This is a genomic window from Amycolatopsis sp. NPDC057786, from assembly GCF_042797905.1.
GTDB lineage: Bacteria > Actinomycetota > Actinomycetes > Mycobacteriales > Pseudonocardiaceae > Amycolatopsis.
The window spans coordinates 85,676-103,765 of the sequence record NZ_JBHVKW010000002.1 but is presented as its reverse complement, the minus strand read 5'-3'; the positions used below and the strand labels follow the sequence as shown (position 1 = coordinate 103,765).

General features: G+C 69.0%; 20 protein-coding genes. 12 read left to right on the top strand and 8 right to left on the bottom strand.

Annotated features, from left to right (window positions below):
• The first annotated feature begins 17 nt into the window (after positions 1–17).
• Together ACFVM3_RS02170 and ACFVM3_RS02165 are read left to right on the top strand one after the other, a co-directional pair.
• Positions 18–944 (top strand): DUF4328 domain-containing protein, encoded by a 927-nt coding sequence (locus ACFVM3_RS02170; RefSeq protein WP_378434759.1) that lies wholly within the window; start codon positions 18–20, stop codon positions 942–944.
• Between the two features lie 108 nt (positions 945–1,052).
• Positions 1,053–1,361 (top strand): antibiotic biosynthesis monooxygenase, encoded by a 309-nt coding sequence (locus ACFVM3_RS02165; protein ID WP_125679191.1) that lies wholly within the window; start codon positions 1,053–1,055, stop codon positions 1,359–1,361.
• Here ACFVM3_RS02165 and ACFVM3_RS02160 read toward each other — a convergent pair.
• Positions 1,358–2,527: a cytochrome P450 gene (locus ACFVM3_RS02160; RefSeq protein ID WP_378434757.1), complete on the bottom strand. Its 1,170-nt coding sequence runs from the start codon at positions 2,525–2,527 to the stop codon at positions 1,358–1,360. The genes ACFVM3_RS02165 and ACFVM3_RS02160 overlap by 4 nt on opposite strands.
• Before the next feature lie 77 nt (positions 2,528–2,604).
• Here ACFVM3_RS02160 and ACFVM3_RS02155 point away from each other — a divergent pair, with 77 nt between their 5' ends.
• The 4 genes from ACFVM3_RS02155 (at position 2,605) to ACFVM3_RS02140 (ending at position 5,448) form a co-directional block, all read left to right on the top strand.
• Positions 2,605–3,486 carry a DUF5926 family protein gene (locus ACFVM3_RS02155; protein ID WP_378434755.1) on the top strand — a complete coding sequence of 294 codons (882 nt, stop codon included), beginning with the start codon at positions 2,605–2,607 and terminating at the stop codon, positions 3,484–3,486.
• Positions 3,487–3,558: 72 nt separating this feature from the next.
• On the top strand, positions 3,559–3,912 hold the full coding sequence (locus ACFVM3_RS02150; protein ID WP_378434753.1) for a DUF952 domain-containing protein: 354 nt from the start codon (positions 3,559–3,561) through the stop codon (positions 3,910–3,912).
• Between the two features lie 184 nt (positions 3,913–4,096).
• Positions 4,097–4,609 (top strand): SigE family RNA polymerase sigma factor, encoded by a 513-nt coding sequence (locus ACFVM3_RS02145; protein WP_378434974.1) that lies wholly within the window; start codon positions 4,097–4,099, stop codon positions 4,607–4,609.
• Positions 4,606–5,448: a hypothetical protein gene (locus tag ACFVM3_RS02140; protein ID WP_378434751.1), complete on the top strand. Its 843-nt coding sequence runs from the start codon at positions 4,606–4,608 to the stop codon at positions 5,446–5,448. Before ACFVM3_RS02145 ends, ACFVM3_RS02140 begins: the two co-directional genes overlap by 4 nt.
• Before the next feature lie 75 nt (positions 5,449–5,523).
• On the opposite strand, the gene ACFVM3_RS02135 is transcribed toward ACFVM3_RS02140, so the two are convergent.
• The 3 genes from ACFVM3_RS02135 to ACFVM3_RS02125 all read right to left on the bottom strand — a co-directional run bounded on the left by ACFVM3_RS02135 (position 5,524) and on the right by ACFVM3_RS02125 (position 8,255).
• A complete protein-coding gene (locus tag ACFVM3_RS02135) occupies positions 5,524–6,075 on the bottom strand; it encodes a ferritin (protein ID WP_378434749.1) in 552 nt (183 codons plus the stop codon).
• A 157-nt stretch (positions 6,076–6,232) separates the two neighbouring features.
• Positions 6,233–7,444 carry an arginine deiminase gene (locus ACFVM3_RS02130; protein ID WP_378434747.1) on the bottom strand — a complete coding sequence of 404 codons (1,212 nt, stop codon included), beginning with the start codon at positions 7,442–7,444 and terminating at the stop codon, positions 6,233–6,235.
• Between the two features lie 13 nt (positions 7,445–7,457).
• Positions 7,458–8,255, bottom strand: a complete 798-nt coding sequence (locus ACFVM3_RS02125) for a CPBP family intramembrane glutamic endopeptidase (RefSeq protein ID WP_378434745.1) — start codon at positions 8,253–8,255, stop codon at positions 7,458–7,460.
• Positions 8,256–8,391: 136 nt separating this feature from the next.
• Here ACFVM3_RS02125 and ACFVM3_RS02120 point away from each other — a divergent pair, with 136 nt between their 5' ends.
• Complete coding sequence (locus tag ACFVM3_RS02120; RefSeq protein ID WP_240596250.1) at positions 8,392–8,853, top strand: PPOX class F420-dependent oxidoreductase; 462 nt, start codon at positions 8,392–8,394, stop codon at positions 8,851–8,853.
• On the opposite strand, the gene ACFVM3_RS02115 is transcribed toward ACFVM3_RS02120, so the two are convergent.
• Positions 8,850–9,641 carry a DUF2470 domain-containing protein gene (locus tag ACFVM3_RS02115; RefSeq protein WP_378434743.1) on the bottom strand — a complete coding sequence of 264 codons (792 nt, stop codon included), beginning with the start codon at positions 9,639–9,641 and terminating at the stop codon, positions 8,850–8,852. The genes ACFVM3_RS02120 and ACFVM3_RS02115 overlap by 4 nt on opposite strands.
• A gap of 94 nt (positions 9,642–9,735) precedes the next feature.
• Here ACFVM3_RS02115 and ACFVM3_RS02110 point away from each other — a divergent pair, with 94 nt between their 5' ends.
• The gene (locus ACFVM3_RS02110; RefSeq protein WP_378434741.1) at positions 9,736–10,743 is read left to right on the top strand and encodes a hypothetical protein; all 1,008 of its coding nucleotides are present in this window, start codon (positions 9,736–9,738) and stop codon (positions 10,741–10,743) included.
• 92 nt (positions 10,744–10,835) lie between these two features.
• Here ACFVM3_RS02110 and ACFVM3_RS02105 read toward each other — a convergent pair whose 3' ends face one another.
• Positions 10,836–12,011: a homogentisate 1,2-dioxygenase gene (locus ACFVM3_RS02105; RefSeq protein WP_378434740.1), complete on the bottom strand. Its 1,176-nt coding sequence runs from the start codon at positions 12,009–12,011 to the stop codon at positions 10,836–10,838.
• 85 nt (positions 12,012–12,096) lie between these two features.
• On the opposite strand from ACFVM3_RS02105, the gene ACFVM3_RS02100 reads away from it, so the two are divergent.
• On the top strand, positions 12,097–12,951 hold the full coding sequence (locus ACFVM3_RS02100) for a hypothetical protein (protein WP_378434972.1): 855 nt from the start codon (positions 12,097–12,099) through the stop codon (positions 12,949–12,951).
• Positions 12,948–13,586, top strand: coding sequence for an IclR family transcriptional regulator (locus ACFVM3_RS02095; protein WP_378434738.1), 639 nt, complete (start codon positions 12,948–12,950; stop codon positions 13,584–13,586). Before ACFVM3_RS02100 ends, ACFVM3_RS02095 begins: the two co-directional genes overlap by 4 nt.
• A gap of 4 nt (positions 13,587–13,590) precedes the next feature.
• On the opposite strand, the gene ACFVM3_RS02090 is transcribed toward ACFVM3_RS02095, so the two are convergent.
• Complete coding sequence (locus tag ACFVM3_RS02090; protein WP_378434736.1) at positions 13,591–14,283, bottom strand: DUF998 domain-containing protein; 693 nt, start codon at positions 14,281–14,283, stop codon at positions 13,591–13,593.
• Between the two features lie 67 nt (positions 14,284–14,350).
• Positions 14,351–14,938 (bottom strand): TMEM165/GDT1 family protein, encoded by a 588-nt coding sequence (locus ACFVM3_RS02085; RefSeq protein WP_378434970.1) that lies wholly within the window; start codon positions 14,936–14,938, stop codon positions 14,351–14,353.
• A 188-nt stretch (positions 14,939–15,126) separates the two neighbouring features.
• On the opposite strand from ACFVM3_RS02085, the gene ACFVM3_RS02080 reads away from it, so the two are divergent.
• Both ACFVM3_RS02080 and ACFVM3_RS02075 read left to right on the top strand, forming a co-directional pair.
• Positions 15,127–16,080 (top strand): S41 family peptidase, encoded by a 954-nt coding sequence (locus ACFVM3_RS02080; protein ID WP_378434734.1) that lies wholly within the window; start codon positions 15,127–15,129, stop codon positions 16,078–16,080.
• Positions 16,081–16,161: 81 nt separating this feature from the next.
• Entirely contained in the window at positions 16,162–17,673 is a 1,512-nt protein-coding gene (locus ACFVM3_RS02075) for a cytochrome ubiquinol oxidase subunit I (RefSeq protein WP_378434732.1), read from the top strand.
• The last annotated feature ends 417 nt before the right edge of the window (positions 17,674–18,090 follow it).

Sequence of the window (18,090 nt, the reverse complement as noted above, 5' to 3'; positions counted from 1 at the left end):
ACCCGCCGAGAGCGCCGATGCCGCCGGTGCGCCCCGCACCGATGCGGCAGCCGGTGCGCCATCGCATCCGCTGGGTCGCTTCGCCGCCGCCGGGCGCCTTGCCACCGCGTCGCAAGCCCGTGGCCGAGCCCTACTCCGGTCCGCCGTCCTATCCGGTCCCGCCGCGTTGGGGTTTCCCGAACCTGGTCTGGCGACGGCCGACCGCGGTCCCCGGGACGGCCTCCGGCGAGGTCACCGCGGGGGAACGGCTGCGGGTGATCACGCGAAGCCTCCTGCCGGTGCTGTGGACCTTCGCGGCTCTCGCCGTCGTGGCCTCGGCCGCCGAAATCTGGCGCTACGTCCTGCTCGTGCAGAGCCGTGACTCCGCGTTGTCGACGTCCGTCGTCTCGGTGTCCGACAGTTTCGTGATCACCGCGGGCCTGCTCACGACGATCCTTTCGCTGCTGCCGTCGGGGCTCACCGTGTGGTGGCTGCTCGTGGCCAGGCACGCCGCCGCGGACGCCCGCGGCGAGGTGCCGCCGAGGCGGCAGTGGCACGTGCTGGCGTTCGTGCTGGTGCCGGTGGTGAACCTGATCATGGCGCTGCCGATCGTCGCCGAACTCGAACACGCCGTTCTGCGCCGGACACGGGAAACCCGGCCGAAGCCGTCGCGGCTCGTGCTGATCTGGTGGGGCGTCTGGATGCTGAACTGGGTGCTGCTCGGGCTCGTCATCGTCTGGCGGTTCCGTGACGGCGTCCAGGCCTTGGCCGACGGGGTCGTCCTGGTCGCGCTGACCGACCTGGCCGCCGCCGGGCTGGCGGTGGTGACGGCGCTGCTCGTGAAGCGCATGTCCGGCTTGCTCGCCCCTGTTGCGGAGAAGCGCCTTCGACTGCTTCGCGTGCTGAAGGTGGACGGGGCGCCGGATCCTGAGCGGCGGGAGCGCCCGGCCTCCTCAGTGCGCTGACACGGACCTGCGGAAAGAGAGCAAGGGACCTTTGCTACCGCCCGGGCCGCCGGGGTGAGCCAGGTCACCGTTGACCTCCAGTTCACTGGAGGTTCCAGACTGGTGATCATGAGCGACGACGGCGTCACCTTCATCAATGTCTTCGAGATCCCCGCGGACCACGTGGACGAGTTCGTCGAGACGTGGCGAGAGCGCGCGAAGCTGATGCGGGACGCGCCCGGTTTCCGCGACGCCAAGCTCCATCGGGCGCTGCTGCCGGATTCACGCTTCCAGCTGGTCAACGTCACGCACTACGACAGCAAGGAAGCCTGGGAGGCGGCAGGTAAGAACCAGGTGTTCCAGGCGTCGACCGAACGCGCCGCGGAGGTCGCGACCCCCAACGCCGCGCTCTACGAAGTGGTCGTCGAGTACCCCTAGCGCGTGGTGACCCGGAGCGAGCGCAGCCCCCGGATCACGAATTCGGGCCGCCGCTCCGGGGTTTCGGCGAGTTCCAGTCCCGGCAGCTTCGAGGCGAGGGAGCTCAGCGCGGCCGCGATCTCCACGCGCGCGAGCGGGGCGCCGACGCAGTAGTGGATGCCCATGCCGAAGCCGAGGTGCGCGTTCGGCGTTCGACCGATGTCGAGGGTGTCGGGCCGGTCGAAGACCTTCGGGTCCCGTGCGGCGGCGCCGAGGAGCGCGCCGATCTTCTCGCCCTCGGTGACCCGGAATCCGGCTATTTCGACGTCGGCGGTCGCCGTCCGCTCGAAGAGCTGGAGCGGCGCGTCGAAGCGGATCAGCTCCTCGACGCACGGGTCCAGCAGATCCGGGGAGGCCACCAGTCGTTCCCACTGGTCATGGTGGGTCAGCAGCGCGTTGACGCCGTTCCCGATGACGTTCACCGTCGCCTCGTGCCCGGCCATCAGGAGCAGGACGGCGGTCGCGACCAGCTCGTCCTCGGTGAGCTCACTGCGCAGAAGATCGCTGACGATGTCGTCGCCGGGGGAGTTCGCGCGTTGCTTCGCGACGTCGCGCAGGTACTCGACGAACTCCGCGGACGCCGCTTCGGCGGCGTCGCGCTTCTCCTCGGCGAGCCCGTACTCGTACATCTTCACGATGTGGTTCGAAAGGGTGACCATGCGCGGGCCGTCCTCGACCGGGACGCCCAGGAGTTCCGCGATGACCGCGACCGGCAGCGGCTGCGCGAGATGCGTCAGCAGGTCGGCCGAGCCGGTTTCGGCGATCTCGGCGGCGAGCGCGTCGACCATGCCGTCGGCGAGTTCGGCGACCATCGGCCGCAGCCGCTGGACGTGCCCGCGCCCGAACGCTCCCGCGATCACCCGCCGCAGCCGCGTATGCGCGGGCGGCTCGTTCTCCAGCAGCGAGTTGCGGTGCAGCAGGTTGAACGACGCGAACCGCTCCACCGGCAGCGCGTCCTGCCAGATCCGGCCGAGCCCGCGATGCCGCAGGACGGCGGCCGACGCCGCGTGCGACACCGCCACGGCGATGCCGAGGCCGTCGTGGCGGTGGACTTCGCCGCGCTCACGGAGGTCGGCGAAATACGGGTACGGATTCGCGAGGAAGGCCGGGTCGGCGAGGTCGAACACGTGCCGACTCTAACCCGCCTTACGAGGCGCGTGCCTTCCCGCGATAGCGTTCCGAACCGAGCTTTGAGGAGGCTGACGTGGGCAAGGGTTCGCGCAAGAAGGGTCCCAAGACGACCTCGGATCGCAAGCCGAAGGTGCGCGACGTCTTCGTCGGCCAGCCCTTCGAGGGGCTCGCGGCGGAGACCGAGCTGATCGCGCTGCGCGAGTTCGTCCCGTCGGCGACGGCGGCGCTCACGCTGGGCTCCGGCGAGAAGGTCACGCTCGGCACGGTGCTGCCGATGGCGGCGGCCGCGTTCGTCCGGTCCGACGGCGAGCGCTACGTCGGGATGCAGGTGCAGACCCGGTCCTCGGACATCAGCCGCGACCTCGGCCGCGCGCTGAAGTGGGTGCTGGACGCCAAGGAGGGTGACGTGCTGTCCGTGCCGGACACCACGACGCCGCCCACCGCGGACGAGAAGGCCCGTCTGCAGGACCTGCTCGACGTGAACGCCGAACTCGACGTCACGCTCTACAACGACTTCGCCTGGTGGCTGCCCGAGGACGCCGACGCGAGCGGCGACGTCGCGCTGTCCCTCGAGCGCGCGAACGCGGCGATCATGCCGACGGAACGCCTCGGCGCGGGCGCGTACTGGGTGCTCGCCGGCGAGAAGGCGCACCTGCGCTGGGTCCGCCCGGAACCGGAGAACCTGCTGCTGCAAGCGCTTGCGCGGCTGTCCGCGGCCGGCGAGCTGAGCCTCGGCGATGGCTCCCGCTACGCCGGCTCGTTCCGCGCGCACGGGCTGCTCGTCCCGGTGTGGGATCTCGACCCCGAGGCCCACGCCCGCGAGTGGGCCGACGCGAAGGAGCAGCTCGGCGTCCGCCTCGAAGCCGCGCTGAAGTCGCTCGACACCGAGCCGCTCAACGCCGCCGAAAGGCGCTCGCGCGACGGCCTGATCGGCCGCCAGCTCACCATCCGCTGATCCGCTCCCGCGCATTTCGTCCTCTGGCTGCGGAGCCCGCATCCAGAGGACGAAATGCGCGAGGATGGGCGGGTGATCCTCCATATCTGCCCCAAGGCCGATTGGGCCGCGGTGCCCGAAGGTGGCGTCTACACCGCCGCGTCGCTCGCCTCCGACGGCTTCATCCACTGCTCCGACCCTGGAACGGCGCATATCCCGGCCAACGCCGTGTTCCCCGGCCGCACCGATCTGGTGCTGCTGGAGATCGACCCGGCGCGCGTCGGCGCGCCCGTCGTCTGGGAGGACGGCGACCCGCCGCATCCGGCCGGTCTCCAGTTCCCCCACGTGTACGGGCCGATACCGCGTAACGCCGTGGTGGCCGTCCACGAATTCCCTGTTCAGGGGGACGGTACGTTCAGAATTCCCGGCTCCGTGTCGAGGCGGTGAACCGGCGTCCCTCGAACTGGTTCGCGGCGAGAGACAACCTGTGGGGGCGGTCATGCGTTTCGGGAGAGGTGAGCCAGGCGAACCTGGCCGGGTGACCCCGGGAGGAGGCGATACGGTGACCGCTGCCGCGACGGTCATACCGGGGACGAACGTCTGGGGGGCCGGCGAGAGCCGGAGGAATGACGTGCCGGGTGAACTCCTCGACTTCGGCGACTTCGTGAGGACCAGCCTCCCGGGTCTGCTGAGGTACGGCCACGCCCTCACCGGGAATCCGCACGACGCCGCCGACCTGGTCCAGACCGTGCTGGAGAAGATCGGTTCCCGCTGGTCGTACGTCCAGCACAAGACCGGCGACCCGATGGCCTACATCCGCCGTTCGATGGCCAACGCGCATATCAGCCGCTGGCGCCGGACCAAACGCGAGAGCCTGGTCGCCGACCCGCCGGACACCCAGCCGTACAGCCCGGCCGACCCGTTCGAGCACGAGCCGCTGTGGCAGGCGTTACGCGCCCTGCCGCCAAGGCAACGCGCGGTGATGGTCCTGCGTTACTACGAAGGCCTGTCCGAAGCCGAGATCGCGGATTCGCTCGGGGTCAGCCAGGGCACCGTCAAAAGCCAGGCGAGCAAGGCGATCGCGTCGTTGCGCACGAAGCTCGCCCTGATCGAGCCCAAGGACGAAGGGAGGGAAGCGGGATGAACATGTCCGACGAGGACGTGCAGCGGAAGCTGCGTGACCTGTTCTCTGATGAGCGGCTGGGCGTGGGACCCGCGCTGAATCCCGAGACGATCGTCGCGGGCGCCCGTCGTCGCCGTCGCCGCCGTCAGCTGATGCAGACGACGAGCGGGATGGCCGCCGCGGTGGTCCTGCTGGCCGGTGGGGTCACGGTTTTCACCATCCACGACAAGGACAACGGCGCGGCCTTCCCCGGAGGCGATCAACTCACCATGGGGGCGGCCCCGTCGAGCCTGGCGCGGCCTGGGCCGGGGAGCTCGGCGCCGCCGGTCTCCGCCCCGGTTGCGTCGCCGAATCCGACGTCCGCGCCACCGCCGTCGACGGCCCCCGACGGGCCGGTCAAACCGCCGAAGAGCACCGCCGTCACGAACCCGCCGACACCGCGCAAGGTGACCACCGGCGCGCTGCTGACCCCCGCCGGCTTCGGCAAGCTCCGGCTCGGGATGAGCGAGGAGGAGGCGGAATCCGCGGTCGGTCCGCTGCGCGCGAAGGATTGGCGGCAGGACTGCGTCTACGGCTACGTGGAAGGAACCGGCGTTCCGGGGCCGACTTCGGTGTCGCTGACCGAGGCCGACGGGATCACCGTCATCAACCCGGCCGGGGCGGTGCACACCCCCGAGGGGATCGGGGTCGGTTCGACCGAGGCGGACATTCTGGCCGCGTACCCCGGCGGTACCAAGAACGGCAGCGCCTACTTCGCGCCGATCAGTTCGGTCAGCGCGTACCGGATCGCGCTGGGCAACGACGGGTCGGTACTCGGCATCCTGCTGACCCGGATCGAACAGAGCTGTCAGTTCAGCTGACGGGACGAAGAAAACCCGGGCTTCTCCAAGGGGGAGAGCCCGGGTTTTCCCGTGGTGGGAGCGTTGGTCAGTGCGTCAGAGCGCGCCGCCCGCGACCGGGGGCATCCCCGAGTCGGCGCCGTTGTCCCCGACGGATTCGCGGTGCAGGTGGTTCTCCACCTCGAACAGGTTGCCGTTCGCACGTTTGACGATGTTGAGCAGCGTGGACATCTGGGAGATCTCCTCGACCTGCTCCTTGAGGAACCACTGCGTGAACTGCTCGCCGATGTAGTCCTCTTCGGCGCGGGCTGCCTTGGCCAGCTGCTGGATGTCGGTCGCCACGTCCTTCTCCTGCTGCAGCGCGAGCTCGATGAGCTCGGTGACGTCGGAGAAGGTGTTGCGGACGTCGCCGGTGCCGGGGATCTCCACGTGGTGGTCGGTGTCCAGCATGTACTGGACCAGCGCCATCGCGTGGTTCCGCTCTTCGACGGACTGCTTGTAGAAATGCTTCGCGAGCTGCGGCAGGTCCTCGGCGTCGAACCAGACCGCCAGCGCGATGTACTGCTGGGAGGCGTTGAACTCGTTGTGGATCTGCGCCTGCAGCAGTTCGTAGAACTTCGAGCGCGGTTGCTTCTTGGTGAGGGCCATGTGTTCGACGATACGTCATCCGCATATTCGATTTCCACTTTTCTCTGGTGATATCCCCCCTATTAGGTTAGTATTCCCAATACTAGGTTCCCCTCAATTAAGTAAGCCTTCCCTAATCCATCGAAATCGATTAGGGAAGGCTTACTTTATTTCTGTGTCAGATACTTTCGCGCCGGATGGGGCAGGACATACAACGCGGGCCGCCTCGGCCGGAGCCCAGCTCCGAACCGGTGATGGCCAGTACTTCGATACCGGCTTCGGCCAAGCGCGCGTTGGTTTCCACATTCCGTTCGTATCCGACGACCACGCCGGGCGCGAGGGCGAGCGTGTTGTTCCCGTCGTCCCATTGCTCACGTTCCGCGGTGACCGGATCGAGTCCGGTGTCGATGACGCGGAGCCGGTCGATTCCCATTGCCTCGGCCGCCGCGGCGAGGAATGGGGCCGGGCCTTCCACCTTCACGGAACCGTCGTCGGTCGGCCGCATCGTGAACGCGGTCAGTGAATCGCGGGAAAGCGGATACATGACGACGGCGTCGGCGTCGACCATCGTGCAGACGGTGTCCAGATGCATGGTCGCGCGGGTCTGCTCGATGGGGACGGCGAGCACGGTGTGCGCGATCCCGTCCGCGAACACCGACCGCGCCAGGGACTCCGCGCCCGCCGCCGTCGTCCGCTCGCCGACGCCGATGGCCAGCACACCCGGCGAAAGCAGCATGACGTCACCGCCCTCGATCGGCGCCGAATGCGCGCCGTACGCGCGGGACGCGTGGCGGAACCACGGGTGATAGGCGTAGATGAGGTCCAGCACCGCGGTCTCGCGGACCCTGGCGGGCATGGTCAGCGAGGAGACCGCGACCCGGTCGCCGATCCACGCCGACGAGTCACGGGTGAACAGCAGGTTCGGCAGCGGATCGACGGCGAAGTCGTTCGGGTGGTTCATCAGCCGGACCAGCGAGGCGCCCTCGGCGGCCGGTAGCTCCTCGAAGGTCATGCCCGCCATCAGTACCTCGGCCAGCGTCGCCGGGGCGACGCTCGACAGGTGGGAGCGAAGGGAATCGGCAAGGTCGGGTCCGAGCCGCCGCTCGTCGACGGCCGCGTGCACGCCCGCCGCGTGGGCGCGGGTGTCCGCGAGCGCCGTGCGCAGCGCGTCGGCCAGCAGCAGCACGTCGACACCTCGGCCGCGCAGCACCTCGGCGAACGCGTCGTGCTCCTCCTGTGCGCGGTCCACCCAGGGGATGGAATCGAACAGGAGCTGGTCGTTGTTGCGAGGCGTGAGCCTTTTGAGCTCGTTGCCGGGCCTGTGCAGCAGTACCGCGCGCAGGGGGCCGACTTCGCTGTCAACTCGGGGTGGAGTCGTCTCGTCAATCACCTGCCCACCCTAGCTAGGGCAACCAGGAAACTCGCCCTTTGAGCAGCGCGTATCCGACGAAGGAAACGAAGTCCAGCGCGGTGTGCGCGGCGATCAGCGGCCACAGCCGGTTCGTCTTCTGCCACAGCCTGCCGAACACCAGGCCCATCACGACATTGCCGACGAAACCGCCGAAACCCTGATAGAGGTGATACGAGCCGCGAAGCACCGAAGACGCGACCAGGGCGGTGTTCTCGCGCCAGCCGAGTTGCCGCAGCCGGGTCAGCAGATACGCGACCACGAGCACCTCTTCGGCGAACGCGTTGCCGAAGGCCGACAACGTCAGCGTGATCGGGCGCCACCACGTCTCGCCCAAAGTGGACGGTTGCACCGACAGGCTGAACCCGAGGCCGTAGGACAGGAAGTACAGCCCCAGCCCCGGAATCCCGATGACGGCGGCGAGCAGCAGCCCGTGGACGACGTCGCGGCCAGGGCGCCGCTTGTCGAGGCCGACCTCCGCGAGCTTCATTCCACCGCGCCACAACAGGTACAGCCCGAGCGCGCCCCAGCCGACCAGCTGGCCGGCACTCAGGAGCTGCTTGAGCAGGTCGACCAGGCTCAGTGTCGCCTGGGGAACGTTCAGCTGGGCCTGTTGCTGCGCCAGCGGCACCGGCTGCAGCAGCGAGTCCACAAGGGACAGCAGACTGCGCAGCCCGGACAGGCCGAGGGTGATGCCGAAGACGACGGCCAGTTCGATGACGATCGCGCGGCGGCGCGCCGGATCTTCCACGAATTCCGGCAGCGCCGGGCGTTCGGGACGCAGCCAGCTCATCGGCCGCACGCTACCTTGTGACTGAAGGACGCCTTCACCTCATGTCACGCGGTGAAGGGAGCTTTCACCACGTCGCATGCGGGCATGGTTCCCTTCAGCCCTGCGCGGGTGATCGTCGGCGGGCTACCGTCGAGTCATGCCACGGAGCATCGCGACCAACGAAACCGTCGACCGCGCCGCGCTCGTCGACTTCCTGTCCACCCGTCACCGCGCCATCCTGATGACCACCAAGGCCGACGGCGGCCCGCAGCTTTCCCCGGTGACCTGCGGCGTCGACGCCGAAGGCCGCCTGGTCATCTCCACGTATCCCAAGCGCGCGAAGGTGGTCAACATCCGGCGCGAGCCGAAGGTGTCCGCCTGCGTTCTCTCCGACGAGTGGAACGACCGGTGGGTCCAGCTGAACGGCACCGCCGAGGTGCTCGACCTGCCCGACTCGGTCGAGCCGCTCGTCGACTACTTCCGCGCGATCTCCGGCGAGCATCCCGACTGGGACGAGTACCGCGAAGCCATGGTCAAGCAGGGCAAGAGCATCATCCGCGTCACCATCGAGTCGTGGGGCCCGATCGCCAAGGGCGGTTTCCCGGCCGAACTCGCCTAACCCTGCGGAAAGTACGGGCAGCCGACGAGACGCCGGATCTCGCCGCTCAGCTGCTGCGGCCCTTCGACCGGACGCGAGAACGCGAGCCGGACGTCGTGGTCGCCGGAGTCGGCCTCGACCCGCAGCCGCAGCCCGTAGCGGTCCAGCCCGAGCGGCCGGATCCATCCGCCGCGCAGTTCGGCGGGCACGTGTTTGGCGAGCTGCTGGACGACGTCGGCGTGGTCGGTCTCCAGATGCCGCAGCCACGCGGCCTCGTAGTCGTGGAACGGATCCGGCGGCGCGGCGCTGAACATATGCGGCCGGAGCGAATGCGTGCCCTCGGCGTCGGCGAGCACCAGCGACGCCGGGGTCAGCCGCAGCAGTGTCAGGCCGTGCCCGACGTCCAGCAGCCGCTCGTCCGGCCGGGTTTCGGCGATGGAGACCGCGCGGGCCCGCGCCGAAACCTCGGAGAGCGGGCGGAGCCAGCCGGTGATCCACAGCAGGCCGCGGATCGGTTCCCGTAGGTCGACCGGCGCCTGATCGGTCAGTTCGACCATCACCGCGAGCTCGCCGCGCTGGGCCTCGTGCGCGCGTTTCACCAGGTGGTGCTCGTCCGGAAGCAGGATGCTGACGCTGCCGCTCGTGTGCACGTGGTGCAGCTCGGGGATGACACGGCCGTACTGTCCTTGCTGGTCACGCTGCTCCGCGGTCGGCATCAGCGTCGCGGGCCCGTTGCGGGTGGCGATCGTCTTCGCGCGTTCGGCGGGGTTCGGCGCCGGCGGGCGGCGGATGGACGTCGGTGTGGTCACGGCTCACCTCCTAGTTAGGTGAGCCTAACCTGATCTAGCCGCCGAGTGGAAGTAGCGTGGATCACGTCTCACCGTTCCCGTATAGGTTGACCAGGTGGAAGCCCGCAGAATCCCGGTGCTCGAACCACCCGAAGGGATTCCGGCGAAGAACATGCCGGTCCTGGTGCCCCTGCTCGACCGCAGCACCGCCACCGCCGGGACGATGGCCGTCGCGACCGGTCTGCTCGTGGCATTGGGGGTCGTGCTCGCGGTGTCCGGGGGACACGGGATCGCCGCGCCCTCGGCCCTCCTGGTCTTCATGACACCGTCTTCGGTGTACTTCGGCTACTCCGCCCTTGCCGGATCCTCCGCGATGCGGAAGCTCACCGGCAAGCCGTTCCGCCTGGTGAGCGGGCTGGACGACGCCGTCGTCGCCGGTTCACGGGTGAGCGTTCCCGTGGACGGGCGGTGGCTCGTCGTGCGGCTCCCCGCCCCGCTCCGGACGCAGCTCGCGGCTCAGCGACGGCTTTGGGTGCTCGGCCCGTTCGTCGTGCTGCCCGGTGTCGTCGTCCCGCGCCGTGGAGCGTTCCGCGACGCCCCGGTGAAGGGCTCGGTCCCGTTCGCCTTCGAACCGGTGTCGCCGGGCCGGATGCTGGCGACGCAGCGGCGTCTTCTCTCGGCGTACTACTTCTTCAGTGTCGTGATGCTGCTCGTCATGAGCGCGTTCGGCTTCTGGACGGCGGTCGATCATCCGCGGCGGGACGGCGTCGTGGTGACGGCCGCGTGGTTCCTCGGCTACGGCTGCGCGGTCAGCGCCCTCGGGCTCGCGATCGTCGCTGTGGTGCTGCTCAGGAAGCTGCCCGAACCGCGGTGGACCGAACTCGCCGTCGTGTCCGGGCCGGCGTCGGTCAACCACTTCGGCATGGTCACCGTGAAGGGCCGGACCGTCCTGCCCGGCGGACGCGAGGTCACCGTCACCGCCGGTGGTTCGGATCCGTCGCTGGCCGCGAACATCGCCGCGACCGGGCGGCTGTGGGTGCTCGGCGTGCCCGCGGCCGGGAAGACGGCGAAGGCCGGAGTGCCCGGTCACGCGGTTTTCGGACCGGTGAGGTTCGGCCGGTGACGGTCAGTTCCCGCGTTTAGTCCTCTGAATGCGAGGGCACCTGCTCGCGCGCGCCGTCGAAGGCCGCATTCAGAGGACTGAACGCAGGGGTATCAAGCGCCGGGGCCGCGTCCGGACCAGGTCCACGCGTAGCCGGGGTCTTCCGACGCGTCGGCCGCCTCGCCGAGGTCCAGCGGCGCGAAGGTGTCCACCATGACCGCGGTCTCGTCGAAGAACTGCGCCCCGATCGACGCCTCCGCCGCCCCGGGCTGCGGCCCGTGCGTGAAACCGGACGGGTGCAGCGAAAGCGAGCCGACCTCGATGCCGGAGCCCTTGCGCGCCTCGTAGTTCCCGCGGACGTAGAACATCAGCTCGTCCGAGTCGACGTTCGCGTGGTTGTACGGCACCGGGATCGACTCGGGGTGGTAGTCGACCTTGCGCGGGCAGAACGAGCAGACCACGAAGTTCGGGCCCTCGAACGTCTGGTGCACGGGCGGCGGCTGGTGCACGCGGCCGGTGATCGGCTCGAAGTCGTCGATGTTGAACGCCCACGGGTACAGGCAGCCGTCCCAGCCGACGACGTCGAACGGGTGGGTCGCGTAGGTGTAGCGCGTCAGCCCCGCGCGGTGCCGCACGAGGACCTCGACGTCGGTGCCGTCGACGACCAGCGGCTCGGACGGGCCGCGGATGTCGCGTTCGCAGTACGGCGAGTGCTCCAGGAACTGGCCCTTCGCCGACAGGTACCGCTTCGGCGGGCCGATGTGGCCGCGCGCCTCGATGGTCAGCAGCTTGACGCCGCCGTCGTCGTGCGGGAGCACCCGGTAGGTGCACGACGTCGGGATGACGAGATAGTCGCCGTCACCGACCTCCAAGGCGCCGTAGATCGTCTCGACGGTCGCACCGCCGCCCTGGACGTAGAACAGCTCGTCGCCCGCGGCGTTGCGGTACAGCGGCGACGGTTTGGTCGCGTGGACGAAACCGATGGTGACGTCGGCGTTGCCGAACAACCGCCGCCGGTCGGTGACCGCGTCGGCGTCGCCGAACTTGAGGTCCTGGGTCTTGAAGGCGCGGGGTTTGAGCGGGTGGTTCGGGGTGATGGGGCCGCGCTCGTCCTCGATCGCGACGGCGTCGACGATCGCGGTGGGCAGCCCGCGGTGGTACAGCAGCGCCGAGTCCGCCGAGAAGCCCTCGACACCCATCAGTTCCTCGGCGTACAGGCCCCCGTCGGGCTTGCGGAACGCCGTGTGGCGCTTGTGCGGGATCTCGCCTACCTGCCGGTAGTAAGGCATCGGAATCTCCCCGGAACGTGTCCGTTGTGCGAACGATTTTGTCCTGATGTCGTACGCTACTAGCGTGTCAGTCGTGTCAAGCGCTGTGGAACTCACGCCACCCGGCCCCCGAGGAATCCCTCCCCTGTTCGCGCGGCTCGTCGACGACTCGGCGTTGTTCCCGCCCGGCGAGGCGTCCATGCCCGAAGCGCTGCGTGCGCACTTCGCGTCGAGGGCCGGTGAGCACTCCGGCGTCCTCGGTGTGTTCCTGTGCCAGGCGTCGCGGCTGCCCGAGCTCATCACGGAACTCATCAAGATCAAACCCAAGGAACCGCTGCCGCTGTCGCTCATCATCGACACCGGCCTCGGCGGCGTCCCGAAGGCGATCTCGATCGTCGAATCGCGCAGCGAGATCCTCAGCCTGCGCATGGTGGAGATGCCGGCGCCGTCGGACGTCGACGAGGTCTGGCTGGAGCGCGTCTCCGAGTTCGTGCCCGAGGACGTCATCCGCGTGGTCGAGCCGCGTCGCGGCGTCGGCTGGCTGGACGGCGTGCGGAAGGTGATCGAGCACGGCAGCTGGCCGAAGATCCGCTGCGGCGGCAAGGCAGGCGAGAACTTCCCCAGCGTCGACGAGGTCGCCGATTTCCTCGCGGTGGTCAGCGGTTCGACCGGGGCGTCGTTCAAGGCGACGAACAGCCTGCACCGCGCCGTCCGGCACACCGAGGAGCCGAGCGGCTTCACCCACCACGGGTTCCTGAACCTGATCGTGGCGTCCGCGCGCTGTCTTTCGGGCGGCGACGTGCGCGCCGCCCTCGAAACGACCGACGGCGCCGCGCTGGCCGCCGAGGCCAAGGGGATGTCGGACGAGGCGGCGAAGGCCGTTCGCGGGCTCTTCGCCTCTTACGCGGCGGCCTCGTTCGACGAGCCGGTCGCCGACCTCGGGGAACTCGGGTTGCTGTGACTCGCGAAGGGTCGCTGACCCTGGACCGGGGGCTCGCGCTGCTCCAAGCGGTCGCGGACGCCGGCGGTGAGGCGGCGACGATCTCCGAGCTCGCCGTCGCCATCGGCGCGAGCCGGGCCGCCGTCTACCGGCTGCTCGTCCCGTTGTCCGAACGCGGCCTGGTGTGGCGTGACGGCAACAAGGTGCGGCTGGGCGTCGGCCTGCTCCGGCTCGCCGGGCAGGTCCTCCCGCAGCTCCGCGAGGCCGCGAGGCCGGTCCTGCGTGAGCTGGCGGAGAAGGTCGGCGCGACCGCGCACCTGTCGGTCGCGCAGGGAGATCAGGCGCAGGCCGTCGCGGTCGTCGAACCGTCCTGGACGAGCTTCCACGTCGCCTACCGCGTCGGTACCCGGCATCCGCTGTCCGCCGGCGCCGCGGGCAAGGCGATCACGCTGCGTCCAGGCGGCGAAGGCTGGGTCACCTCGTCGGGTGAGCTGGAAGCCGGCGCGTCGGGCGTCGCCGCGCCTGTGCGCGGGGTGCCGGGCTTGAAGGCCAGCGTGGGCGTCGTGTCCCTCGAGCCGCTCGACGCGTCCGTGGTGGGCCCTGCGGTCGTGGCGGCCGCCGTCCGGCTGGCAGAGGTGCTGAAGCAGCCCGAATAGCGTGTCAGCGGTGGCTCAGCAGCGGGCGGACCATGGTCGCCAGCAGCGTGAGGTCGACCGCGAACAGCAGCCGCTCGAACAGGCCGAGCGTGACCTCCTGATGCGACGGACCGGTCAGCATCGTCCAGACGAATCCGCCGAGCACGATCACCACCGCGGCGAAGCTGGCCACCGAAAGCCGCCGGATCGTCGTGCGGCGCGGCTCCCACGGGCATCGCGCCCGGCCGGGGCGCGTCAGCACCCAGGCGGCGGCGGGGAGCGCCAGGAACGCCGCCAGCGCCGCGTAGTTGTGGATCTGCCCGGCCAGTGACCGGGCCTGGCCCTCGGGGTCGACGGGGACGAGCGCGAGGACGAAGAGCCCGGCGCACCACACACCGAGGAGGACGAGAACGGACTCGTAGCCGCGGCGGTGCGCTTTCGCGATCCCGCCGAGCAGCGCGAGCGAGCCGAACCCCAGCGCCAGGCACATCGCGCCGAACAGCGGGGCCGCCGTCGAACCGGGCGAGAGGTAGCCGTAGACGTACTCGGACAGCGTCTGCCAGATCGGGCTGACCTGGCTGGACAGCCTCAGGTGCAGGTCGATCGAGATGGCTACCGCGACGGCCATGCCGAAGACCGCGAGCCTGCCGTGCACGGGGGAGACGGCACGGGCCGCGAGGATCTTGGGCGAGGTCACGACCGGTTTCTCCAGGCACATCGGGGCGGGTGTTCACCTTTTCGTTCCCGAAAGGTTACCCGGCGAACCTGTGAAAACCCCGTGCGCCTCAGAACGCCAGCTGGGCCAGCGCGAACAGCGAGAACCCCGCGAAGACGAATCCCGCCACGCGCTGGATGAGCTTGGGGCGGATCCGGCTGCGGACCTTCGCGCCGATGAAGACGGCGAGCCCGGCGACGGCGACAAGCGCGACGAAGGAGCCGAGGGCGACCGCGAACGGGTTACCGAAGCGGGCCGTGAGGCTGGCCGTCGCGAGCTGGGAGGCGTCACCCCATTCGGCGGCGAACAGCACTCCGAACGACGTCAGCGCGGAGCGGAAGAAGGTCGCGGGGCTCGGCCCGGAACGCGACGCGTCCTCGCCGCCGTCCTTGCCGGGGCTGAACCCTTCACGAAGGAGCATGAACGCGCCGATACCGAACATCGCGGCGACGATCACGGTCACCAGTGTCTCCGGCAGCAAAGTGAGCACACTGCCGAAGGTGGCGGCGATCGCGGATTGCACGGCGAATGCGGCGGTGACCCCGACGAATACCGGCCACGCGCGGAAACGGGTGGTGAGAACGAGGGTGGCGACGAGGGTCTTGTCCGGCAGCTCCACGGCCAGTACCAGGCCGAACGCGCTGATCAGCGCCAACATCGAGCTCGACATGACAGTGCTTCACCCCTTTCACTGCAACGATAAAGGGACGATTCAGAGAAAGGCAAGCTGATGGCTTTTCCGAATCGCCAGGCATGTGCGGGCGAATTGTTTTTCGTGGTGGGGCTGAATTGGGATTTCGGTGAACCGAATTCTTTTTTCAGGCTTCGCTGGTAGCGTCCGGGCGCATGGACGAGAGAGCGCGGATCGAGGACGTGTGCAAGCGGCTGAAGGAGCACTACGTGTTCCCCGACGTCGCCGAGAAGCTGACCGTGTTCCTGCGGGCGCGGCTGCGTGACGGCGCGTACGCGGAGCTCGACGATCAGGCGTTCGCCGTCGCGGTCACCGCGGATCTGCAATCGGTCAACGGGGACAAACACCTGCGGCTACGGCACCACGTCGATCCGCTGCCCGAGGTGGAAGGGGAGTCGTTCGATCCCGAGCAGTTCCGGCGCGAGGCGGAACTGAACTGTCACGGCATCGCTTCGGCGCGACGGCTCGCCGGGAACGTCGGCTACCTGGAGACGAAGCTGCTCTACGGGCCGGACATCGCCGGTGAGGCGCTGGCCGCGGCGATGACGCTGCTCGCGACCACCGACGCGCTGATCATCGACGTCCGGGAGAACCGGGGCGGGGATCCGATGGCGGTCGCGTTGCTGATCAGCTACCTGGTCGACGAGCCGACGCATTTCAACAGCATCTATCTGCGCGACGGCGACGTGACCAACCAGTTCTGGACGCTGCCGTACGTACCGGGCCGCAAGTTCGGCGCGGACAAGCCGGTGTGGGTGCTGACCGGGCCGACGACGTTCTCCGGCGCCGAGGATCTGAGCTACTCGTTGCAGCAACTGGGGCGGGCGAAGACGGTCGGCGCGGTCACCGGCGGTGGGGCGAACCCGCGGCGACAGTACAAAGTGGACACCCATTTGGATGTCACCGTCCCTGGCGGACGGGCCGTGAACCCGGTCACGGGGACCAACTGGGAAGGCGTCGGCGTCCAGCCCGATATCGCCGTCGCGGTCGAGGACGCTTTCGACACGGCGTACGCGTTGGCGCTGGAACACGTGCTGACGCTGGGGGATTCGGGCGTGCGGCGGCAGGTCGCCGACGAGGCGCGACTCACACTCGCCGCCCTCGGCTGACCTGGGCGCGGGACCTACGTCCCGGCGAGATCGGGACCACTTGAACTGGCGGGCTCAACGGGCGTTGAGCAGGCTTGAGGCGTGGAAGTTCTCGATCTCGCTCGATGGCAGTTCGGCATCACCACCGTCTATCACTTCCTGATGGTCCCGCTGACCATCGGGCTTTCCGTCCTGGTCGCCGGGATGCAGACGGCGTGGGTCCGGACGGGCGATCAGCGGTACCTGAAGATGACCAAGTTCTGGGGGAAACTCCTGCTGGTCAACTTCGCGATGGGCGTGGTCACCGGGATCGTGCAGGAGTTCCAGTTCGGGATGAACTGGAGCGCGTACTCGCGGTTCGTCGGTGACGTGTTCGGCGCGCCGCTGGCGATGGAGGGGCTCGTCGCGTTCTTCGTCGAGTCGACCTTCCTGGGGCTGTGGATCTTCGGCTGGGACAAGCTGCCGAAGAAGGTCCACCTGGCGTGCGCGTGGGCGTACTCGCTGGCGACCGTGGCGTCCGCGTACTTCATCCTGGCGGCGAACTCGTGGATGCAGCATCCGGTCGGGGTCGAGTTCGTCGACGGGAAGCCGACGATGAACTCGATCTGGGCGGTGCTGACGAACAACACCGCGCTGGCCGCGATCCCGCACACGCTCGCGGGCGCCTTCTCGGTGGCGGCGGCGTTCCTGGTCGGTGTCGCGGGCTGGCAGCTGTGGCGCAAGCGTTCGGAGGACGACGAGCACCGCGCGGTGTGGCGTTCGTCGTTGCGTCTCGGCGGCTGGACCGGTGTGGTGGCGTTCGCGGTGCTGGCGATCACCGGCGACTTCCAGGGCAAGCTGATGTTCGAGCAGCAGCCGATGAAGATGGCGTCGGCGGAAGCGTTGTGCCACACGGAGAAACCGGCGAGTTTCTCGATCATCGCGATCGGCGACGTGCGGAACGCGAACTGCGAGGACGTCAAGACGTTCAACGTGCCCGCCCTGCTCTCGTTCTTGGCGCACAACGACTTCTCGACCGAGGTCAAGGGCGTGGAGAACCTGGTCACCGAGTACCAGGCCAAGTACGGCACGAACTACCCGGACGACCCGCAGCTCGGTTCGCTCGCGGGCAAGCCGATCGACTACGTGCCCAACCTGCCGGTGACCTACTGGGGTTTCCGCGCGATGATCGGCTTCGGCGCGATCTCGGCCGGGATCGGGGTGCTCGCGCTGTGGCTGACCCGGCGCGGGCGGATCCCCGGGCAGCGGTGGTTCCCGTGGCTGGTGCTCGGCGGCATCGCGACCCCGTTCATCGGCAACAGCGCGGGCTGGATCTTCACCGAGATGGGCCGCCAGCCGTTCGTGGTGGTGCCGAACCCGACCGGTGTCGACGGGGTGTGGATGTTCACCGCGCAGGCGGTCTCGAAGTTGTCCACAGGCGAGGTCTGGACGTCGCTGATCGCCCTGACGGCCGTCTACGCGGTGCTCGGAGTGGTCGAGGTCTACCTGATGCGGAAGTACGTCCGCGGCGGGGTGGACGCGGTCATGCCACCCAAGAAACCGGCCTCGACCAGCAAGAACGGCGACCCCGAAGGCGGTGACGGCGATGACGACGCGCTGGCCTTCGCCTACTGATCGCCTCTTTACGTCACCTACCCAGCCCCCCGCCCTTCCCGGGGGACGGCCCCGCACCCAGCGTATCGGGGGTATCGCTCAGGCGGGTTACCCACAGCCGATCTGTGGACAACTTGAGTGGTTGTGGATAACTCAGGGCGACTGGGGCCGACGGGGTGGCCTCGATGGGTCGGGAAGCGTCGCGAAAGCCACTTTCGCGACGTCTGATGTCCCGAAAGTGGCTTTCGCGACATGCCGCGCGGCGTCGTCCGGGCAGGCGACCGCGCACGCGGCCGGGCAGGCGACCGCGCGCGCGGACGGCCAGGCGACCAGGTACGTGGCCAGGCAGCGGGCTGAAGGGGCCCTTCGCCGCATCGCACGCACCGAAGGCTCCCTTCACCGCGTCGCATGCGGTGAAAGCGTCCTTCAGCCCGCGCA